16 protein-coding genes are annotated in these 16,393 nt (G+C 41.6%); 1 reads left to right on the top strand and 15 read right to left on the bottom strand.

Annotation, left to right across the window (positions count from 1 at the left end):
• Window positions 1–18 precede the first annotated feature (18 nt).
• From DYI25_RS18425 to DYI25_RS22680, 4 genes are all read right to left on the bottom strand, one after another.
• Complete coding sequence (locus DYI25_RS18425) at window positions 19–1,896, bottom strand: beta-glucoside-specific PTS transporter subunit IIABC (RefSeq protein ID WP_213371688.1); 1,878 nt, start codon at window positions 1,894–1,896, stop codon at window positions 19–21.
• Between the two features lie 141 nt (window positions 1,897–2,037).
• Entirely contained in the window at window positions 2,038–2,865 is an 828-nt protein-coding gene (licT, locus tag DYI25_RS18420; protein WP_213371687.1) for a BglG family transcription antiterminator LicT, read from the bottom strand.
• Between the two features lie 306 nt (window positions 2,866–3,171).
• The gene (locus DYI25_RS18415) at window positions 3,172–4,155 is read right to left on the bottom strand and encodes a DUF4003 family protein (protein ID WP_213371686.1); all 984 of its coding nucleotides are present in this window, start codon (window positions 4,153–4,155) and stop codon (window positions 3,172–3,174) included.
• Window positions 4,156–4,296: 141 nt separating this feature from the next.
• Window positions 4,297–4,431 carry a hypothetical protein gene (locus tag DYI25_RS22680; protein ID WP_274609537.1) on the bottom strand — a complete coding sequence of 45 codons (135 nt, stop codon included), beginning with the start codon at window positions 4,429–4,431 and terminating at the stop codon, window positions 4,297–4,299.
• A 222-nt stretch (window positions 4,432–4,653) separates the two neighbouring features.
• Between DYI25_RS22680 and DYI25_RS18410 the strand changes: the two genes are divergently transcribed.
• The gene (locus DYI25_RS18410) at window positions 4,654–5,886 is read left to right on the top strand and encodes an MFS transporter (RefSeq protein ID WP_213371685.1); all 1,233 of its coding nucleotides are present in this window, start codon (window positions 4,654–4,656) and stop codon (window positions 5,884–5,886) included.
• A 2-nt stretch (window positions 5,887–5,888) separates the two neighbouring features.
• Here DYI25_RS18410 and DYI25_RS18405 read toward each other — a convergent pair whose 3' ends face one another.
• The 11 genes from DYI25_RS18405 to DYI25_RS18355 all read right to left on the bottom strand — a co-directional run bounded on the left by DYI25_RS18405 (window position 5,889) and on the right by DYI25_RS18355 (window position 16,162).
• Window positions 5,889–6,935, bottom strand: a complete 1,047-nt coding sequence (locus DYI25_RS18405; RefSeq protein WP_249745542.1) for a helix-turn-helix domain-containing protein — start codon at window positions 6,933–6,935, stop codon at window positions 5,889–5,891.
• 74 nt (window positions 6,936–7,009) lie between these two features.
• Window positions 7,010–7,807, bottom strand: coding sequence for a cupin domain-containing protein (locus DYI25_RS18400; protein WP_213371684.1), 798 nt, complete (start codon window positions 7,805–7,807; stop codon window positions 7,010–7,012).
• A 167-nt stretch (window positions 7,808–7,974) separates the two neighbouring features.
• Complete coding sequence (locus tag DYI25_RS18395; protein ID WP_213371682.1) at window positions 7,975–8,628, bottom strand: NAD(P)H-dependent oxidoreductase; 654 nt, start codon at window positions 8,626–8,628, stop codon at window positions 7,975–7,977.
• Window positions 8,629–8,856: 228 nt separating this feature from the next.
• Window positions 8,857–10,137: a DUF4179 domain-containing protein gene (locus DYI25_RS18390; RefSeq protein WP_213371680.1), complete on the bottom strand. Its 1,281-nt coding sequence runs from the start codon at window positions 10,135–10,137 to the stop codon at window positions 8,857–8,859.
• A complete protein-coding gene (locus DYI25_RS18385; RefSeq protein ID WP_213371678.1) occupies window positions 10,109–10,660 on the bottom strand; it encodes an RNA polymerase sigma factor in 552 nt (183 codons plus the stop codon). The genes DYI25_RS18390 and DYI25_RS18385 overlap by 29 nt, the downstream gene beginning before the upstream one ends.
• 318 nt (window positions 10,661–10,978) lie before the next feature.
• Window positions 10,979–12,247: a glutamate-5-semialdehyde dehydrogenase gene (locus DYI25_RS18380; RefSeq protein ID WP_274609536.1), complete on the bottom strand. Its 1,269-nt coding sequence runs from the start codon at window positions 12,245–12,247 to the stop codon at window positions 10,979–10,981.
• Between the two features lie 18 nt (window positions 12,248–12,265).
• The gene (proB, locus tag DYI25_RS18375) at window positions 12,266–13,390 is read right to left on the bottom strand and encodes a glutamate 5-kinase (RefSeq protein ID WP_213371669.1); all 1,125 of its coding nucleotides are present in this window, start codon (window positions 13,388–13,390) and stop codon (window positions 12,266–12,268) included.
• A 385-nt stretch (window positions 13,391–13,775) separates the two neighbouring features.
• Entirely contained in the window at window positions 13,776–14,078 is a 303-nt protein-coding gene (locus DYI25_RS18370) for an EthD family reductase (RefSeq protein ID WP_213371667.1), read from the bottom strand.
• Window positions 14,079–14,427: 349 nt separating this feature from the next.
• The gene (locus tag DYI25_RS18365; protein ID WP_213371665.1) at window positions 14,428–15,126 is read right to left on the bottom strand and encodes a SurA N-terminal domain-containing protein; all 699 of its coding nucleotides are present in this window, start codon (window positions 15,124–15,126) and stop codon (window positions 14,428–14,430) included.
• A 116-nt stretch (window positions 15,127–15,242) separates the two neighbouring features.
• A complete protein-coding gene (locus DYI25_RS18360) occupies window positions 15,243–15,746 on the bottom strand; it encodes a GNAT family N-acetyltransferase (protein ID WP_213371663.1) in 504 nt (167 codons plus the stop codon).
• A gap of 110 nt (window positions 15,747–15,856) precedes the next feature.
• Entirely contained in the window at window positions 15,857–16,162 is a 306-nt protein-coding gene (locus DYI25_RS18355) for a hypothetical protein (RefSeq protein WP_213371661.1), read from the bottom strand.
• Between the last annotated feature and the right edge of the window lie 231 nt (window positions 16,163–16,393).

Genomic DNA, 16,393 nt, shown 5'->3' with positions numbered 1-16,393 from the left:
TTAATGTTGTGATTCGTTTTAAACCGCACTCTTATTCAAATTTTCGGCTTCAAGTCTTAATAGAACATCTTTATGTGTAACAGTGGCCAGATTGGTTTTATCCACTTTTGTAAAAGAAGTGGTATTTGTGATAATGACAGGTGTTACCGTATCAAAGCCTTCTTGCTTGATGGCATCAATGTCCACTTCTAATAATGGCTGGCCAACCACCACTGAGTCTCCCTGTTGAATCAGCGCCTCAAAATGTTTACCTTCCAGTTTTACGGTATCAATTCCAACATGGATCAAGATTTCAGCACCTTCTTCAGATGTAATACCTATCGCATGTTTGGTTCTAAAAAGTGTTGTCACAACGCCATTAACAGGAGAAACAATTTTTCCATCATGCGGTCTAATCGCAATTCCTTCACCCATTACTTCAGATGAAAAGGTTGGATCACTAACTTCAGAAAGTTTGACAACTTCCCCTTTGACCGGGCTTATTAATACAGAATCACCTTCTGCTACTGGAAGATTCGCAGCTACATCAGCTTTCATTTCTTCCTTGTTTTCTTCAGGAATATCTTCAAACCCTAACAGATATGAAATGATGGTTGCCGCAAAGAAGGCAACGGCAAGCCCGATTAGTGCATGCACAAAAGTTGGGCCGATAAATGATGTAACTCCAGGCAAACCAGCGCTTCCTCCCAGGATATACGCAGCAACGCCTGTGAATGCGTAATAGAGTCCTCCAACAGCTGCCCCTAATAAAGCGCCAGCAAATGGCTTTTTAAGTCTTACGTTCACTCCATACATCGCAGGCTCTGTAATACCCATAAGTGCAGTAATAGAGACAGTTAATGATAGAGATTTAAACTTTTTGTTTTTTGATTTCAGGAATACAGCGAATGCTGCTCCTGCTTGCCCCATATTCGCCAGGAACATTGCAGGCATTAAATAATCAATCCCTTTTACTGTCAGGTTGTTGATCATAATAGGTACTAAGGCATAATGCATACCTGTCATAATGATTAGCGAGAAAGTTCCGGCCAGTAAAACCATTGCAATAAATCCATAATCGCTAAATAAGAAGCTTAAACCACTAGATAAATAATCCCCAAAAACAACACCCAGCGGCCCGACTGTCATTAATGTAACCGGTACAACAAACAAAATGGTTAGTGTCGGTACAACAATCAGTTTCAAAGAGTTATGAGTAAATTTGTCTACAAACTTTTCAACATGTGAAGCGATCCAAATAGCCAGGATAATCGGAATAACGGTTGAAGAATAAACTGCTGCTATTACAGGCAAGCCAATGAACTTGACCGGTTCACCTGCACTAAATAAAGCTGTTAGTGTCGGATGCAAAATCGCTGCCGCTATAGTTGCTGCTATATATGGATTACTTCCAAATTTACGAGCTGAACTGACAGCTAACAGGATTGGCAAGAAGTAAAATGCTCCGTCCCCAATGGCATTTAAAATGATGTATGTCTGAGAGGCTGGATCAAGCCATCCGAATGTTGACAGGATCGCCAGGATACCTTTGATCATACCTGCCCCTGCAATCGCCGGAAGAATCGGAGTGAAAACACCAGAGATCACATCAAAGATTGCACTGATAACGTTTCTTCCGCCTGACTTCTCTCCATTGTTACTGTCTTCATTTAAATTACTATTTTTGATGATTTCTTTATACACTTTCGGTACGTCATTCCCGATAATGATCTGGAACTGTGAACCGCTTATATTCGTGCCCATGACACCATCCAAATTTTCCAACTCACTGCGTTTCACCTTGTTGTTATCACGAAGGTTAAATCGAAGTCTGGTCATACAGTGGATCACACTTTGAACATTTTCCTCCCCGCCGACCAGCTCTAAAATTTTTATACCTAGCTCTTGATGGTTCATCACCATGCACCCCCTATTATTTTCAAAGCTTTTTTATAAAAGAAAAAACCTAAACTACGTGAAGACCAGACCTTAAAAGCCTGACATTCCCGTAATTTAGGTTTTGCCTCACAGAGTAACAATCCTAAACGGAAAGAATATTTATCTTTTAACTACACGTTCGATATGAATCGTCAGATAGAGAATCTCTTGTTCCGTTAGCTCATATCGATATTGCTTTTCCACAAACTTTTTGATTTTTAGTGAGCATTGATAAGCATCAGGATACTTATTAATAATGACATTTAGAAGATCGTCTTTCCCATCTTTATAGTGCTCACCTTTGACCAATCGATGAGCAAAGAACTTCAGATGAGTAATAAAACGGTGATAGTTCAAGGAATTTTCATCAAACTCAATTTTGAAGCTATATTTCACAATGGTTAGAATATCTTGAATCACCTTGGTCATATCGACCGTATTCGTCATTTCCTCATTTAACTGAGCATTAACGAGATGCAGCGCGATAAACCCTGCCTCATCTTCTGGCAAAATTACATTGAACTGGTCACAAATCATATTCAACGCTTCAAGTCCAATTTCGAATTCCTGTTTATACAGGTTCTTTGTTTCCCAGAGCAATCCGTTTTTGATTGGAAGGTTATTATGATAGCGCTCAATTGCAAAATGAATATGATCAGTAAGAGAGATGTAGATACTATCATTCAGCTTTTTACCAAGCTTGTGCTTAGCATACTGAATGATTTCTTCCGACAGCTCCATGTATTCCATCGGGATATCCGCAATTAAGGTCTTAAACTTCTTTGTAAGATCCTGGTCTTCCGAAGTGAAAATCTTTTCTACCTTATCTTGATCGATGTCATCTCCAACCCGTTTATTAAAGGCAATCCCTCGCCCCATAACGATTACTTCCTGCTTATCCTTTGTAGAGACAATTACATTGTTGTTCAGTATTTTGTTGATCTTCACTTCTTCCACCTCCGATAACAAAAAAGGCAAAACCTTCCCCTGTTAAAAGGAATCGGTTTTGCCTGATTTAACAGTAACAATCCGTTCTGTATGCGCTTACCTACATAATACATTGTCATTGAACCTTATGCAACTATTTTTTAGATTTTCTATACTGAAGGATTGAGGGACGACATTCGCACCCATTTTTATAAGACGCCAGAACCGTCCCCATGTATCGGGAAAGGTAAGCTAACCTTTATTGAAACATCCCTATGCCTCACCTGAAACGAAAAAAGAAGCACAGACCCCTGCGCTTCCCATGCTTTATTCCCCTCCAGATGAAGAAGCCACGACAGCTGCACTTGAAATAGCTGCGATCGATGCTGCTTGCTGAGCCTGGATCAATGTTTCAATTGTGGTAGAAAGATTGGTCTGAAGCAGGGGTGAATGTTCGACTTTGTCACTGATGACGAAATTAACGGCCATCATGAAATTGATGTCTTTTTTCCATTTAAAAAGCTTCTCTGCGTTCAGTTGCTCCCATATTGCTTTTATTTCCGAAAGATTGTCGTTGCCTTTTTCAATTAAGGTGAGCAGCGCAATCTGTGGGTAGAACATGGACTTGGGTTTGATTCCTTCTTTTTTCATTCTGTCATAGATTTCAGTGGATAGAGCAACCATGTCATCTGCAGTGCTATTTTCATTTAGTGATAGTATATGGCTCATGCTTTGCAGATCGTTTCCTTTCCGGAATCCGTTTTGCGAAAGCTTGCTGTACAGGTCTTCAATATAAGAAATCATCTCATCTGTCTGACGGTCGTGTTGAGCCAGCATGACAGCAAGAGGATAGTCGCTGTGACCAGTCAAAAACAAATGCTCCTCCCTCATTTTCTTGTAAATGGCTCTTGCCCGTTCAGAGAGGGACTTAAGGTCTACTAGGTTCGCTGTGACCAGTTGCATGGCGGCGATGTAGGTGAACGTATTTTTGCTGAAGCCCTCTGATACCAAGGCATTGTATGCGGCGATAAAGGCAGGAAATTTTTCTTTAGGACTTTCAAACCTTGTGTCAAGCATAGCGGCAAAGGTGAAACGGGACTCGGATCGCAAAGGCGAAAAGATCCCAGACTCACTTTTTATAAATTCGGCAAGCTCAGTAAATCTATTCATATCAAAGGTCCGGTTGTTGGAGATATACAAAGATGCGACCATCATCAAAACCGATTGATCGGTCACCTTCCAGCGGTATCTTTCTCTTAGCTGGGAATAAATCAGAATATAATTCTCAATATTCCTGTTTGCTTTGTCCATGTTAAACCTCCATTGATCAGTCCTTGCCTTTAATACGATTCAACATGGAAAAAGTTTTGTATTTTTATAGCTGAGGGAAGCTTCTCACATTTCATCTTGAAACTGAAATAGTTTAAAAGAAGGGACCTGATTCTCCAGAAGTCACACATGTACCGCTTGAGTATCTTCTGCTATTTCCCCGAGTTTTCTAAACTCCCCAATAAAGACAAAAAACGCACCTATAACAAGAATAGCCGTACCAAGAACAATAATACTTTGGGTAGAATAGCTCTCCATTCTGCACCTCCAAAAATCAATCGCCCAATATCTTATTCTTACTTTATTCAATGGTGCAGGTCTTCTCATGAGTCACGGGGAGGTGACGTTGACCCATTTGGATAATATCTGTTTGGCCAATCCAAATAAGAAACGGCTACATCCCCCACACTCCAAAAACCGCAAATTTGGAAAAGTAATTGTCTCCCTCCCTCTCTATAATCTGGATAGGGGGAGATGAAATTGACATTTATTCAAAAAATGGATTCGTATCGTGTCTATATCTATACACGTTTTTGGTCACAGTTCTTTTTTACATTTATTTTTACGGTTAACTTGCTTTATCATGTGAAGGTCGTTGGTCTTGATCCGCTGCAGTTGGTTCTGGTCGGCACTGTTCTGGAGGCGGTTGTTTTCTTTTTTGAGATTCCGACTGGGTTTATGGCGGATTTAAAAAGTCGCAGGCTTTCGGTGATTATCGGGTATTTTTTGATTGGGGCTGGATTCCTCATCGAGGGCAGTTTTCCGTATTTCGCAGCCGTGTTATTGTCTCAGGTTCTCTGGGGAATTGGCTACACGTTTACAAGCGGAGCGCATCAAGCCTGGATTGCTGATGAGATTGGAGAAGATCGTGCTTCCGAGGCTTTTGTGAATGGTGCAAAGGCTGGCACACTCGGACAAGTGATCGCGATTCCTTTGAGTATGCTGATCGGTTATTTTTTCATGATCAATTTGCCTATCATCATTGGCGGATTATCCATGGTGGGATTAGCTGTCTTTCTGCTCTTTTTTATGAAGGAAGAGAATTTCAAACCTGTCCAACATGAAAATACATCCACTTGGAAGACGCTGAAAAGTAATATGAACGAGATGGTCCATTATACAAAGGCCAGTTATCTAATGCGGATTCTTCTCCTTATTGCCTTGTTTTTCGGGCTATATAGTGAAGGCTTTGACCGGCTATGGATTTCTCACTTTCTCGAAGAAACTCGTCTCGCCTACATGACAGAAGGCAATTTGGTCGTCCTAATCGGAAGCATTAATTTTGTCGTTATGCTCCTATCATTTGTCGGTCTTCATTTTATCAGCCGGAGTTCTCTCCATCATCAGTTGAACACCATCTATGCATCTTTGCTGATTGGATGTGTTCTGATTATCACGTCGCTGACCGGTTTTGCTCTTTCAACTGGTATCATCGGTTTGCTGTGCTTTTATCTAATCATACAAGGAACAAGGTCTGTCATGGCACCGCTTGAGGATACATGGCTGAATAAGATCATTCCTGATTCCTCGACACGTGCGACGTTCTTTTCGGTAAAAGGCCAGGTTGACGCCATTGGCCAAATAAGTGGAGGACCGGCGATTGGATTGATTGCCGCCAACTTTTCTATCAAAATCGCCATGATTGCAAGCGCCATTCTTTTAACGCCTGTCATCTATCTTTATCAATTGGTCATCAAAAAATCTCGAGGGTGATTTCACTCTCGAGATTTTTCTTTGATCGGAATATGTATTTCCATATAGATTCTTTTATAATCCCAATGATGGCAATGCTCATCATAAAATTCAAAGTCAAATCCTTCTTCATCCACTTCATAGGATGAGTGCGGAAACCAATCCTCGAGTATATATCTCCACGTCCCTTTAATCGCCGCAGCGAATTGGCCAACCTCAACCAAAGGTGTCCGGAATATGGCATAGACAGCCTCGGGGATTTCTGTAGCTGTTAATCCGTCGGGTAAGCCTTTTTCATCATCATAGTCTACAGCAAATAAATAACGGCACCTGTCTTCATCAAGGCTGCGGCTCAAATTGATACAATACTCTCCATGCTTTTTCGGTGACATTACTTCGTACAAATACCTTTCAATCGAACCATCTGTCAAACCTTCCTGGTCCCAAAAGGCCGGCACATTTCTGTCAGCAGGGAAATTCTCTATACTGAAGATTTTCCCGGCGACAGCAAAAGCACTCCTGCGGACGATCTGAGGCTGCAAGACAATGCCGCCCGTGTTCTTTTCGTGAAGGCTATTCAGATCTAGTTTTTGAGGCAATGATGTCGGGCCATGCTCCTTATAAAGACTCGGGGGACTTCCAAAACACTTCTTGAACGCTTTCGTGAAGCCAGCATGTGTTTCAAACCCATAATCCAGGGCAATTTCGATGATCTTTTTCCCATTCACTAATTCATACAGTGCAAACTGGAGCTTCCTTTTTACCACATAATCCATCAATGTATAACCTGTCTGTTTCTGAAAAATCCGCGAAAAATGATAAGGAGAATACCCAACCATTCTTGCCAGCTCTTCAGCACTCTGCTCCTCTTTAATATGATCCTCTATATAATCAATAACACGTTGAAGTAAAAGTAACTGTTGAATCATCCTCACCACTTTACGGTTGATGGAGACAAATGGATGGCTCCTTGTCTTCTCCCTTACAATTTTACAAAACTTTTGGGATACGTGGAATAACGAGACACCGGGACCGCCCTGTGTCTCGTTACGTTTTCTAAATAATATCAATACTTTTCACCTGAACCGAAACACAGCAAAGACGCAAAGGGTACGTCCCTTCGCTTCTCCCCCGATTCCTATCCCTACATATTCTTGCTTTCCTGCAGGAGTTTGGATTCTCCTGTACGTTCCCATTCTTCTACTGTTTCGTATGCTTCTTCAGGAGAATAACCTTTGCCTACCAGGACTCCCATAAGAATGAATTCTTGAAGGATGTGCGTAGCGTTTATTCCCCTTTTCACATCTTCCAATCCTTCATTCACTAAATATTCCGTGTGACGTACCCAGTCGTCTGGAGTCCTGCCAAAGACAACTGTATTCCCATTTGCGCTGGCTTCTTCTCCAGCCATTGCATCTGCTTTTGTCTTATGGACAGTACCAAATGGATGGTTAGGAGGAGCATAGATCGAGTACAGCTTCAGCGGCATGTTGCCTGTATTGGTCACGTTATGCCATGTGCCAGCAGGGATCATGATGGCAGAATCATCAACGACATTTCTTTGAAAAGTTAAGTTGTCTTTCGTTGTACCCATCTGAACAATCCCCTGGCCCTGTTCAATCCGCAAAAATTGGTCAACATCAGGATGCATCTCCAAACCGATGTCTCCGCCAACCTCGATGCTCATCAACGTTACTTGCAAATGTTCGCCTGTCCATAAAGCAGTGCGATACGTGTTGTTTTGAATGGTTGCTTGATTAATATCGACAACATATGGATTTGGGCCATAGTCCTTTAAAAGGATATTTCCATTACCATTGGGATAGCGATAAGGATTTGCATACGAATAAGGCCCATAGACAGTCTGTCTCGCATTGTGATACATCGATCCATTCACATAATAAGGGTTTTGATTTGGATACCCATATGGAACATAGTACATTTTCAGTCAATCCCTTCACAGTTTATAAAGATATCCTATGCACTTGTTGAGGGAATGTACTTTGACTAAAATGACTATTTTGATCACCATCCTGATGAAATAGTAATCTTTTGAATTGAAGCTCTCACAAATAAATGCCTCTATCATATGAAAGAGGCATCTACAAATCAAGCATATACAGGCGTTTCATCTTTTAATCGCGCTAGTCGTTCCTTCCAGTCTTCGAAATGCTGCAATCTAGTTTCCTCATCTGCACCTGCCGGGAACAGGAAAGGCTCAAGTACGGTCATCCCACAAAAGTAAAGTTTCTCATGCTGAATATTGAACAATCGTTCCTCGACTTTGCCTTTAATTCCAGTTTCCCCGTACTCCGACAGATCCTCCGCTCCATGAGTGACAGATACGAAGGCCATTTTCCCTTTCAGGTTTCCTTCTTCATATCTGCCTGGACCGTATGCAAAATTGTAGGAGAAAACACGATCAAACCATCCCTTCAATATCGCCGGGGCATCCGTCCACCACATCGGATATTGAAAAATGATCAAATCCGCCCAGGTTACTAATTTTTGTTCTTCAACAATGTCAGCTGCGAAGGTGTTATTTTTCAGCGCGTGGTATTGTTCGGAAATATAATTGAAACGATTTGGATTTTTAAGCACAAGGAAATCGTCTTGATCAGCAACTGCTTTAAACTTCTTAGCATATAGGTCTGATACCGCTACCTTATGACCATTCTGTTCAAGGATTTCAACCGTTATGTCTTTTAATGCCCCGTTTAGCGATTGGCCGTCCGGGTGCGCGAATACGATGAGAACATTCATTTTCTTATCTCCTTTGATCTATCAGTTTCTCTTCACAAGTTAGACCTTTTCTTAAATATTCTATACCATCAGCTCAGTTCCTTCTTTCCATTCGGTTGTCCTGCATAAGGGATAGTTGAGAATTTGATACTAGCTTTCCTCCGGTTTTATCATAATGAATCACTATTCCCTGTGTCTCCCTCTAAAAAAAAAGCGACAGCACCTTAATACGGCGCTATCGCTCAAACCCTAATGTACCGGAATCTCAATCTGTTCATTGTATTGTTTTACATAATAAATGCCTTCGACCAGTAAATGATCTGGCATGGTTTTCGTTTCAAATATCATTGTCCGCTCACTGATGATTCGTCCATCTCCTTGTTTCTCCAGCTTATGGCCTATTGTTGTTTTTAAAGGAGTGCTCCTGGAGCCGCTTTTGATTGAAACTCCATCGAGCAATACATTTCCGTCTGTCTTAAAGGTGACTTCTATTCCTTTTTCAGTTGCAGCAACTACTTTAATCCACAAATCATTTCCTTCTAGATCAAAGTGAATTTCTTCATCCGAAGTAAGCGGGATCTGTTCTTCCAGTTCTTTATAACCTATAAACTCTTTTACGGTTAATTCAAGTGAATCAAGTTGTGCTGGCAGGCCATCGAAACGGAGATCAAACTTGCTTCCATTAAATGATGACTTAACACCGTAACCAAGTTTCTGAATGGATCTCCCATTTGCGATTAACTCGACTCCCTCAAGACCGAAGTGAAGCCGATCATAATCAACAACGTCCATTTTCCCTTCAATAACAGTTGACGTCGGTGTCGCCTTAATCGTTTTGAAAGTTAACGTTCCTTTATCAACTTTAATTGTTTCTTTGATCGACTGATGAATCTGAGTCTGCATTGCTTTATTCGGATCATAAGGAAATGTAACGCTCCCTTCCCTATTATCCACACCTTGCCTAAAGTGCAAGGTCAATTTTCTTGAGAATGGGCTAACCGGATCAAAGTATAATGTCCCTTTCACTTCTTTACCGGAATCATTAATGATGGCTGTGCCTCCTCCCCCATGGGCATTGGTAAGAAAGCCCGTTACTTTATCAGGATTAAAAATGTCACTGAACGTATCCTTCAAGCCTTGAGGATTTGATAACGTGTAATACATAATTAATTGGTTAGCATCTGTCATGATTCCATCGATGGTCAGCTCCGTACCATCAATCAAAGTAGTCTTTTTATCAACTATTTGTCCCATGCCTTTTTCATTTAAATCTTGCAAAGTCTCACTAATGACTTCATCAAAACCGAATAGCTTTTTCCCATAGTAGGCAAAGGCGTTATAATTGTAACCAATAAGCATGAAGCATAGTAAGCCCACAGCAGCGACCATTAAATACCGCGATCTGTGCTTAGGCTTCCTTGAAGGTTTAGCATCGAGAGCACCTCGTAATCTTGCTTCGAATTCTTCCGGAGCGGTTATTGCGTCCAACCGCTTCTTCTCCTCATTCAATCGACCCTCTATCTCGTTCATTGCCTTCACCTCCATAATGGTCTTTTAACTTCCTCAACGCTTCATAAATCCTCGATTTAACCGTTCCAAGCGGAACATTGGTCATTTCCGCGATTGTTTGATAATCAAGGTCTAGAAAATACTTTAATTTAATCGCTTCTTTTTGATTTTCATTTAAGATGGATAACATTTCGGCAATCTCCATTTGATCATCACTGTTTGTATTTAAATGAATACGTTCATTTTCGATAGAAGAATGCCATTCATCAATCAGCACCAGCTTTTTTTGCTTACGAAGAGTCTTCTTGCAAATATTCACTAGGATGGTTTTGCTCCAGCTATAAAAAGCTTCTTCCTTTTTCAGCTGATCAATGTTTTCATACAACCGAACAATCATTTCCTCCAGTACATCCATCGCATCATGCTGATTCCCCATATAGGTAAAAGCAAGCCGATACATATGATCTTTCTCAGCCATGATCAGCTTCATCAACGCCTCTTTACTTCCCCTTTTGGCCTTTTTCACCAACCGAACAACATCCATTCCCTCACCCCGCTCCTATGTTAGAGTCATTACCATCTTGAAAAGTTCATTTTTTTTAAATGTTTTCATATTAAATGCCCAATTTTTATTTCATAGTTTATTCTCTTTCTACAATTTCTCTTTCTCTTAAAGAATCCCTTTTCGAAAAAAGGAAACTCCAAGACGGTTCTAGTATCGGACCTGTGAGATCGAAAGAAAGCATTAAGTGTTCATATTTTACTAGTACAGCCCCCATGTTCGAAAATAAAAAAAGGCTCTCCCCGCCAAATTGGCAAGGAAAGCCTACATTTTTTATTATTAAGTTAGTCAATGAAAATATTACCTCACCAACCCATCCCCAACCATAACATATTTCCTGGTAGTTAGCGCCGGCAACCCCATCGGTCCTCTAGCATGAAGCTTCTGAGTAGAAATGCCAATCTCAGCACCGAACCCTAATGCTCCTCCATCTGTGAATCTAGTGGATGCGTTATGATATAGCGCTGCTGCATCTACTAGCTGCAGGAACTTCTTTGCGTTCTCAGCACTTTCAGTAATAATAGCTTCTGAGTGTTTTGTACCGTACTGGTCGATGTGGTCGATGGCTTCATCGATATCGTTAACAACTTTAACAGCGATGTCGAGACTAAGATATTCGTCAGCCCAGTCGGTCTCGGTTGCTGGCACTACATTTGGCAGTGTGGCAGCTGCTGCTTCGTCTCCATGTACAGTAATCCCGTTCTCTTGGAATGCTGCCGCAAGCTGCTCTTTATTCTTCTCAAGCCAAGCTTGATGGACAATGAGTGTTTCAGCTGCGTTGCAGACTGCCGGGCGGTCTGTTTTGGCGTTGATCATGATGTTCAGTGCTTTTTCTGTGTCAGCTTCTTCGTCTACATACAAGTGGCAGTTGCCGACTCCCGTTTCAAGTACAGGAACCGTTGCGTTTTCGACGACTGCTTTGATCAAAGCTCCGCCTCCGCGTGGGATCAGGACGTCGATATGTTCTTTCATCGTGAATAGCTGCTGTGTTGCTTCACGGTCTGCTGTTGCGATGAATTGGATGGCTTCTTTTGGCACCTTCGTATTTTCGAGCGCGTGGTGCATGGTGTCGACGATGGCTTTGTTTGAGGACAGTGCAGAGGATCCGCCTTTTAAGATGATGGCGTTTCCTGATTTGAGTGCCAGGCCTGCTGCATCGACGGTTACGTTCGGGCGTGCTTCGTAAATCATGCCGATGACTCCTAGCGGAACGCGGATTTCTTTTACATTGAGTCCGTTTTCCAGTGTCCAGTCTGAAAGAACGTCCCCGACTGGATCGGCATGCTCAGCGACCTGGCGAAGTCCTTCGGCAAAGTCTGCGATTCGCTCGCGAGTAAGTGCGAGGCGATCCATGAATGCATCCTCGAAGCCTTTTTCTTTTCCATTCATCAGATCCTTTTCGTTCTCTGCTAAAATCGCTTCATAATTCCTTTCCAGAGCGTCTGCCAGGATAAGCAGGGCTTCGTTCTTTTCCGCGGTGGAAAGGATGCTTAGCTGTTTAGCTGCCTTTTTCGCTGCAATAGCTTGTTCTTCTACTGTCGTTGTTTGAGTCATTATTAATGTCATCAAAACGCCTCCTGTGAATTTTTAGACTGATACCGGCATTGCAAAATCACGTGAACAAACAAACGTGTCCTGTTCTATCGCTTCTTTTCGCTCACATTCTTCTTCGATCAGTAATTGGTCCAATTTTTCGTGAGAATAATTGATTCTGCCCAGGCCAATTTCTTCTCCGTTTTCATCCAACACTCTGACGACGGCTCCTTTGCCAAACCTGCCTTTTATATGAAGGATGTCAGATGGGAGGATATTTTTCCGATCCTCGATAACTGCCGTCTTTGATTCTGGGCTGATGATTACTTCGCCCTCAGGTCCCGAATGGAACGCGATCCATTGCTGGTTGTTGTCGAGGTTGAAGCCTTCGGGATCCTGGTTGAAATACGTTCCCTTTGCCGTTCCGCTCACTGCTTTCACTAAAATATCCTTGCTGTCGGCCTTTCCTAAAAACGAATCGATACCGGATGCCATGGCAATTTTTACAGCGGAGATTTTCGATTTCATCCCGCCTGTACCGACGGCGCTTCCGGAACCACCTGCTGCTGCTTCGATTTCAGGAGTGATTTCATGGACCTTATCAAGCAACTTAGCGTCTGGGTTGTTGTTCGGGTTATCGTCATACAATCCGTCGATGTCGGAAAGAATGATCAACTGGTCTGCCTCGATCAACGCGGCCACCTTTGCCGACAATGTGTCATTATCACCGAAACGAAGTCGGTCGACCGTAACCGTGTCATTTTCATTGATGATCGGGATGATCCCTCTCTCCAACAAGACGTTCAACGTATTTTTCATGTTGTTGTAGCGATTTTCATTCGCGAAATCGCTTCTTGTAATCAATATCTGGGAAGCCACGTACCCATGAGATAAAAAGAGTTCTGAGTAAGATTCCATTAACAGGCCCTGGCCAATCGAGGCGGCTGCCTGCTTTTCCGGCAATGAAGTCGGTCGCTGAATGCAGCCGAGCTTGCGGTATCCTGCAGCTACTGCGCCTGATGAAACGACCGCCGTTTCATAGCCCGCATCCTTCAGAGCAACAATCTGGTTCGCCAGGTTCTCGAGCTTCCGGCGGCTGATCTCCCCGTGCATACTCGTCAGCGAACTGCTGCCAATCTTAATTACAACTCTTTTTATCTTCCTGTCTTGCTCTAACATCCAATACCTCCTCGTAAATCTGTCTGCAACAGAAGGAACAAGCACCTCATTCAAAAAATGTTCGTATACCGTTCGTCTTTTGCCAACGTTATTAATGGTAACATCCTCAAGTTTGGTTTCAAGGGATATGGGGGCATTCGTGAGCATATGGCCGAGATAGTGAATGGAAGCGGTAACATTTTGAAGATAAGGTCCATTATGAGGGGCTAATCACTGTTGAGGCTTTCTCAGGGGAAAATTTGCGGATATATCAGAAGTACAGTAATTAACTTTAAAAACGCTAAGAGCAAAAAACCCCTTAGCGTTTCATAAAAATATACTTATTCAATAATTCAAACAACGAAAATATAGAAAGAAGCAAAGGGAACCCCATGCTTCTAATAGTTTAATCCACAATCGCCACTACAGGAGGCTTATTAAGATAGGCTACTAGGTTTTTGACATCTCCCTGAACTTCCTGAAATTCTGGCGTTGCCAGTGCCTGTGTTAAAACTTCCGGACTTTCAAACTGCAGTTCAGCAATCAAGTACAATTTTTCATCAGTATACATGGATTGCAGTACACGATGAACCTCTGCACCTTTTAAATTTGGCACTTTCTGAACAAGCGGAATATGAACCTCATGGTAGTGCTTTTCAAAACCTTCCTGGTCTTTCGGTTGGTCATAAGTAACAATGATTTTCGCCATCTTCATCCCCCTTAGAAAAATATCAGCTTACGATTCCATTATAAAGAACAAGTAATTCTCAATAAAGAAATATCCATCGACAAAATCCTTGGAATACGAGGAGAAACATGAGGAACTGAGATAAAGGGAGTTCTTATGTCCATTCGGGAACCCAGGATGAATCTGCACCAGGTTTATTTTAAGAAGATAGATTGAGTTTGTTCTCAGCAAAGGGCCTTAAAAAAACATATTAAAAGAGGATAGACTAATGTCCATCCTCTTTTCTCACTTTATTTAAAATTACAGCAAAGGTGGAATCATCCTATTCTTGTCTGCCAAAATTTAAATTCATGAGATGTGAGTACCTCACCTATGCCTCAATGATTTTAATCTTATCTTCATTAGCTTTGCGGAGGTCTTCCACTAGCTTGCTGATTTTTTCATTTTCTTTTTCCGAGAGAAGTTGCTGCTCGAGGTGTGGTTTTACCTTCTCGAGATCTTCCGGCTTTTGTTCTTGGCTTTCGGCTAGCTGTTTATATTGTTCATATCTGGCCTGGATTTCTTCGTCGGTTGCTTCTAACTTGCCGACCTTGCTGTCCAGATATTTATTAACAGTCAATTGCTTTTTCAGCTGACTCTTGAGTTCTTTTTCGGTCATTTCATTCTTTTTCAGTGCTTCTTCAAACTGTTTTTCATCTTCGAAGTTGGCTTTGATCTTTTCAAGCTCTGCATCGACTTCTTTATCTTCAATCGAGATGCCGTCCTTCTCAGCTGTCTGGAGAAGCAGCTCCGCATTGATCATCTGATCAAGAACGGACTTTTCGAGTTCTTCTTTCTGCTTGCTATCCATCTGGTCTTCTGGCATGCCCTGCTGTTCATAAGTTGCTTTCATGGCCTCCAGCTCTTTCTCATATTTCTGTTTCGAAATGCCTTCCCCATTTACTGTTGCAACCAAATCTTCTTTATTATCTTTCTCAGTATTCCCTTTCGAGCTATCATTACTGCATGCGCCAAGCACAAGGACAGCCACGCTCAGTAAAAGAATGCCTGTTAAAATGCGCTTCATCATAAAAAAACTCCCCTTTCACTTAACTTGTCCGTCATATTATCACATTCCTTGAATTAAAAGGGAAGTTTTAAAGGAAATGTTATCAGATTGAAATATATTAAGTGAGAAATCAATATTTATTGATCTCCTACTATTCTACTTCTTCTTTCCAGCCAGACCGTATCACGCCACACACCATCCATCTTACCAATTCGCTCCCGCCGTCCCACTTCCCGGAAGCCATATTTTTTATGTAACTTAATACTTCCTTCGTTTTCAGGGAATATACTAGATTGCAATGTCCAAAAGTCATTCTGTTCGCTAATTTCAATCAAGGACTTTAAGAGAAGGCTGCCAATGCCCTTTCCATTATGTTTTTGACTGACATACACACTAACTTCTCCAACACCCGAGTAGACACTCCTGCTTGATACAGGACTTAACGCAGCCCACCCCACAACTTCCCCTTCTGAGCACGCAACAATCCGACATTCTGCATTATGACCGTAATCCCATTCCTCCCAAGAAGGAGCTTCCTTTTGGAAAGTCGCATGCCCAGTAGCAATTCCCTCAAGGTAGATTGCTCTTACCTCTTCCCAATCATCTGAACGCATTTTTTCTATTACAATAGTACCTTCCATATTGTCCACCTTGTCTTTTTTGATTAATAGTAACGATTAGAAAAAACATAAACTAGTATTCACCGGACATTTGTTCAAAAAGAACCTCTGAACCAGTTACCTAGGAATTTCTAACCTTCGCCATAGTATTCAGCAAAGTGCAGAAACCCAACTTTCCTCACAAGATAATTTCTAAGTTCACCTTGAGTAGCCTTTTCAGTAGGCGGTTTTGTCAGAGTGTACGCTTTAGCGTTTAATTCAGCAAATTTTTCTTTATCCACTTCGTTATGATATTCATCTTCAATCACTCCTGATGAAATCGCAGCTTTCGGATACCCCATCATAAAAACATGTGTTTTTAATGCCATAGTTGGTGTTGAATGTAAAAGTATAAAAACAATGACCAAAGCTGCTAAAATGATGATTTTGTTCCTCATATAGATTCCCTCATTTAATTGTAATGTCAGATCCTTGCATCCAGACGGCTTAAGTCTTAGATTGACAAGGACATCAACGATCCTTACATTCACCTCATTAAAATTCTACAAGAAAGGCGCTAATCCTTCATGATGATTGCTATTCCAGCTCTTCAAAAAATATTAATAAGCAAGAACTCCGCACCATCTTTGCATGAACTTACTAGCTACAGCCTTAACAAAAATTCAGCA

The sequence above is a fragment of the Mesobacillus boroniphilus genome (genome assembly GCF_018424685.1).
In the GTDB taxonomy this organism is placed as follows: domain Bacteria; phylum Bacillota; class Bacilli; order Bacillales; family Cytobacillaceae; genus Mesobacillus; species Mesobacillus boroniphilus_A.
This window is presented reverse-complemented; position numbering and strand designations above follow the sequence as displayed.

Excerpts from the sequence above, each read along its gene's own strand:
- DYI25_RS18385 (WP_213371678.1), bottom strand. The coding sequence starts at position 10,660 with ATGGATGTTGTTCGGTTGGTGAAAAAGGCCAAAAGGGGAAGTAAAGAG.
- DYI25_RS18360 (WP_213371663.1), bottom strand. The coding sequence starts at position 15,746 with ATGGAAGGTACTATTGTAATAGAAAAAATGCGTTCAGATGATTGGGAA.
- proB (WP_213371669.1), bottom strand. The coding sequence starts at position 13,390 with ATGTTAGAGCAAGACAGGAAGATAAAAAGAGTTGTAATTAAGATTGGC.
- DYI25_RS18365 (WP_213371665.1), bottom strand. The coding sequence starts at position 15,126 with ATGATGAAGCGCATTTTAACAGGCATTCTTTTACTGAGCGTGGCTGTC.
- DYI25_RS18355 (WP_213371661.1), bottom strand. The coding sequence starts at position 16,162 with ATGAGGAACAAAATCATCATTTTAGCAGCTTTGGTCATTGTTTTTATA.
- DYI25_RS22680 (WP_274609537.1), bottom strand. The coding sequence starts at position 4,431 with ATGGAGAGCTATTCTACCCAAAGTATTATTGTTCTTGGTACGGCTATT.
- DYI25_RS18400 (WP_213371684.1), bottom strand. The coding sequence starts at position 7,807 with ATGTACTATGTTCCATATGGGTATCCAAATCAAAACCCTTATTATGTG.
- DYI25_RS18370 (WP_213371667.1), bottom strand. The coding sequence starts at position 14,078 with ATGGCGAAAATCATTGTTACTTATGACCAACCGAAAGACCAGGAAGGT.
- DYI25_RS18425 (WP_213371688.1), bottom strand. The coding sequence starts at position 1,896 with ATGAACCATCAAGAGCTAGGTATAAAAATTTTAGAGCTGGTCGGCGGG.
- DYI25_RS18390 (WP_213371680.1), bottom strand. The coding sequence starts at position 10,137 with ATGAACGAGATAGAGGGTCGATTGAATGAGGAGAAGAAGCGGTTGGAC.
- DYI25_RS18395 (WP_213371682.1), bottom strand. The coding sequence starts at position 8,628 with ATGAATGTTCTCATCGTATTCGCGCACCCGGACGGCCAATCGCTAAAC.
- DYI25_RS18415 (WP_213371686.1), bottom strand. The coding sequence starts at position 4,155 with ATGGACAAAGCAAACAGGAATATTGAGAATTATATTCTGATTTATTCC.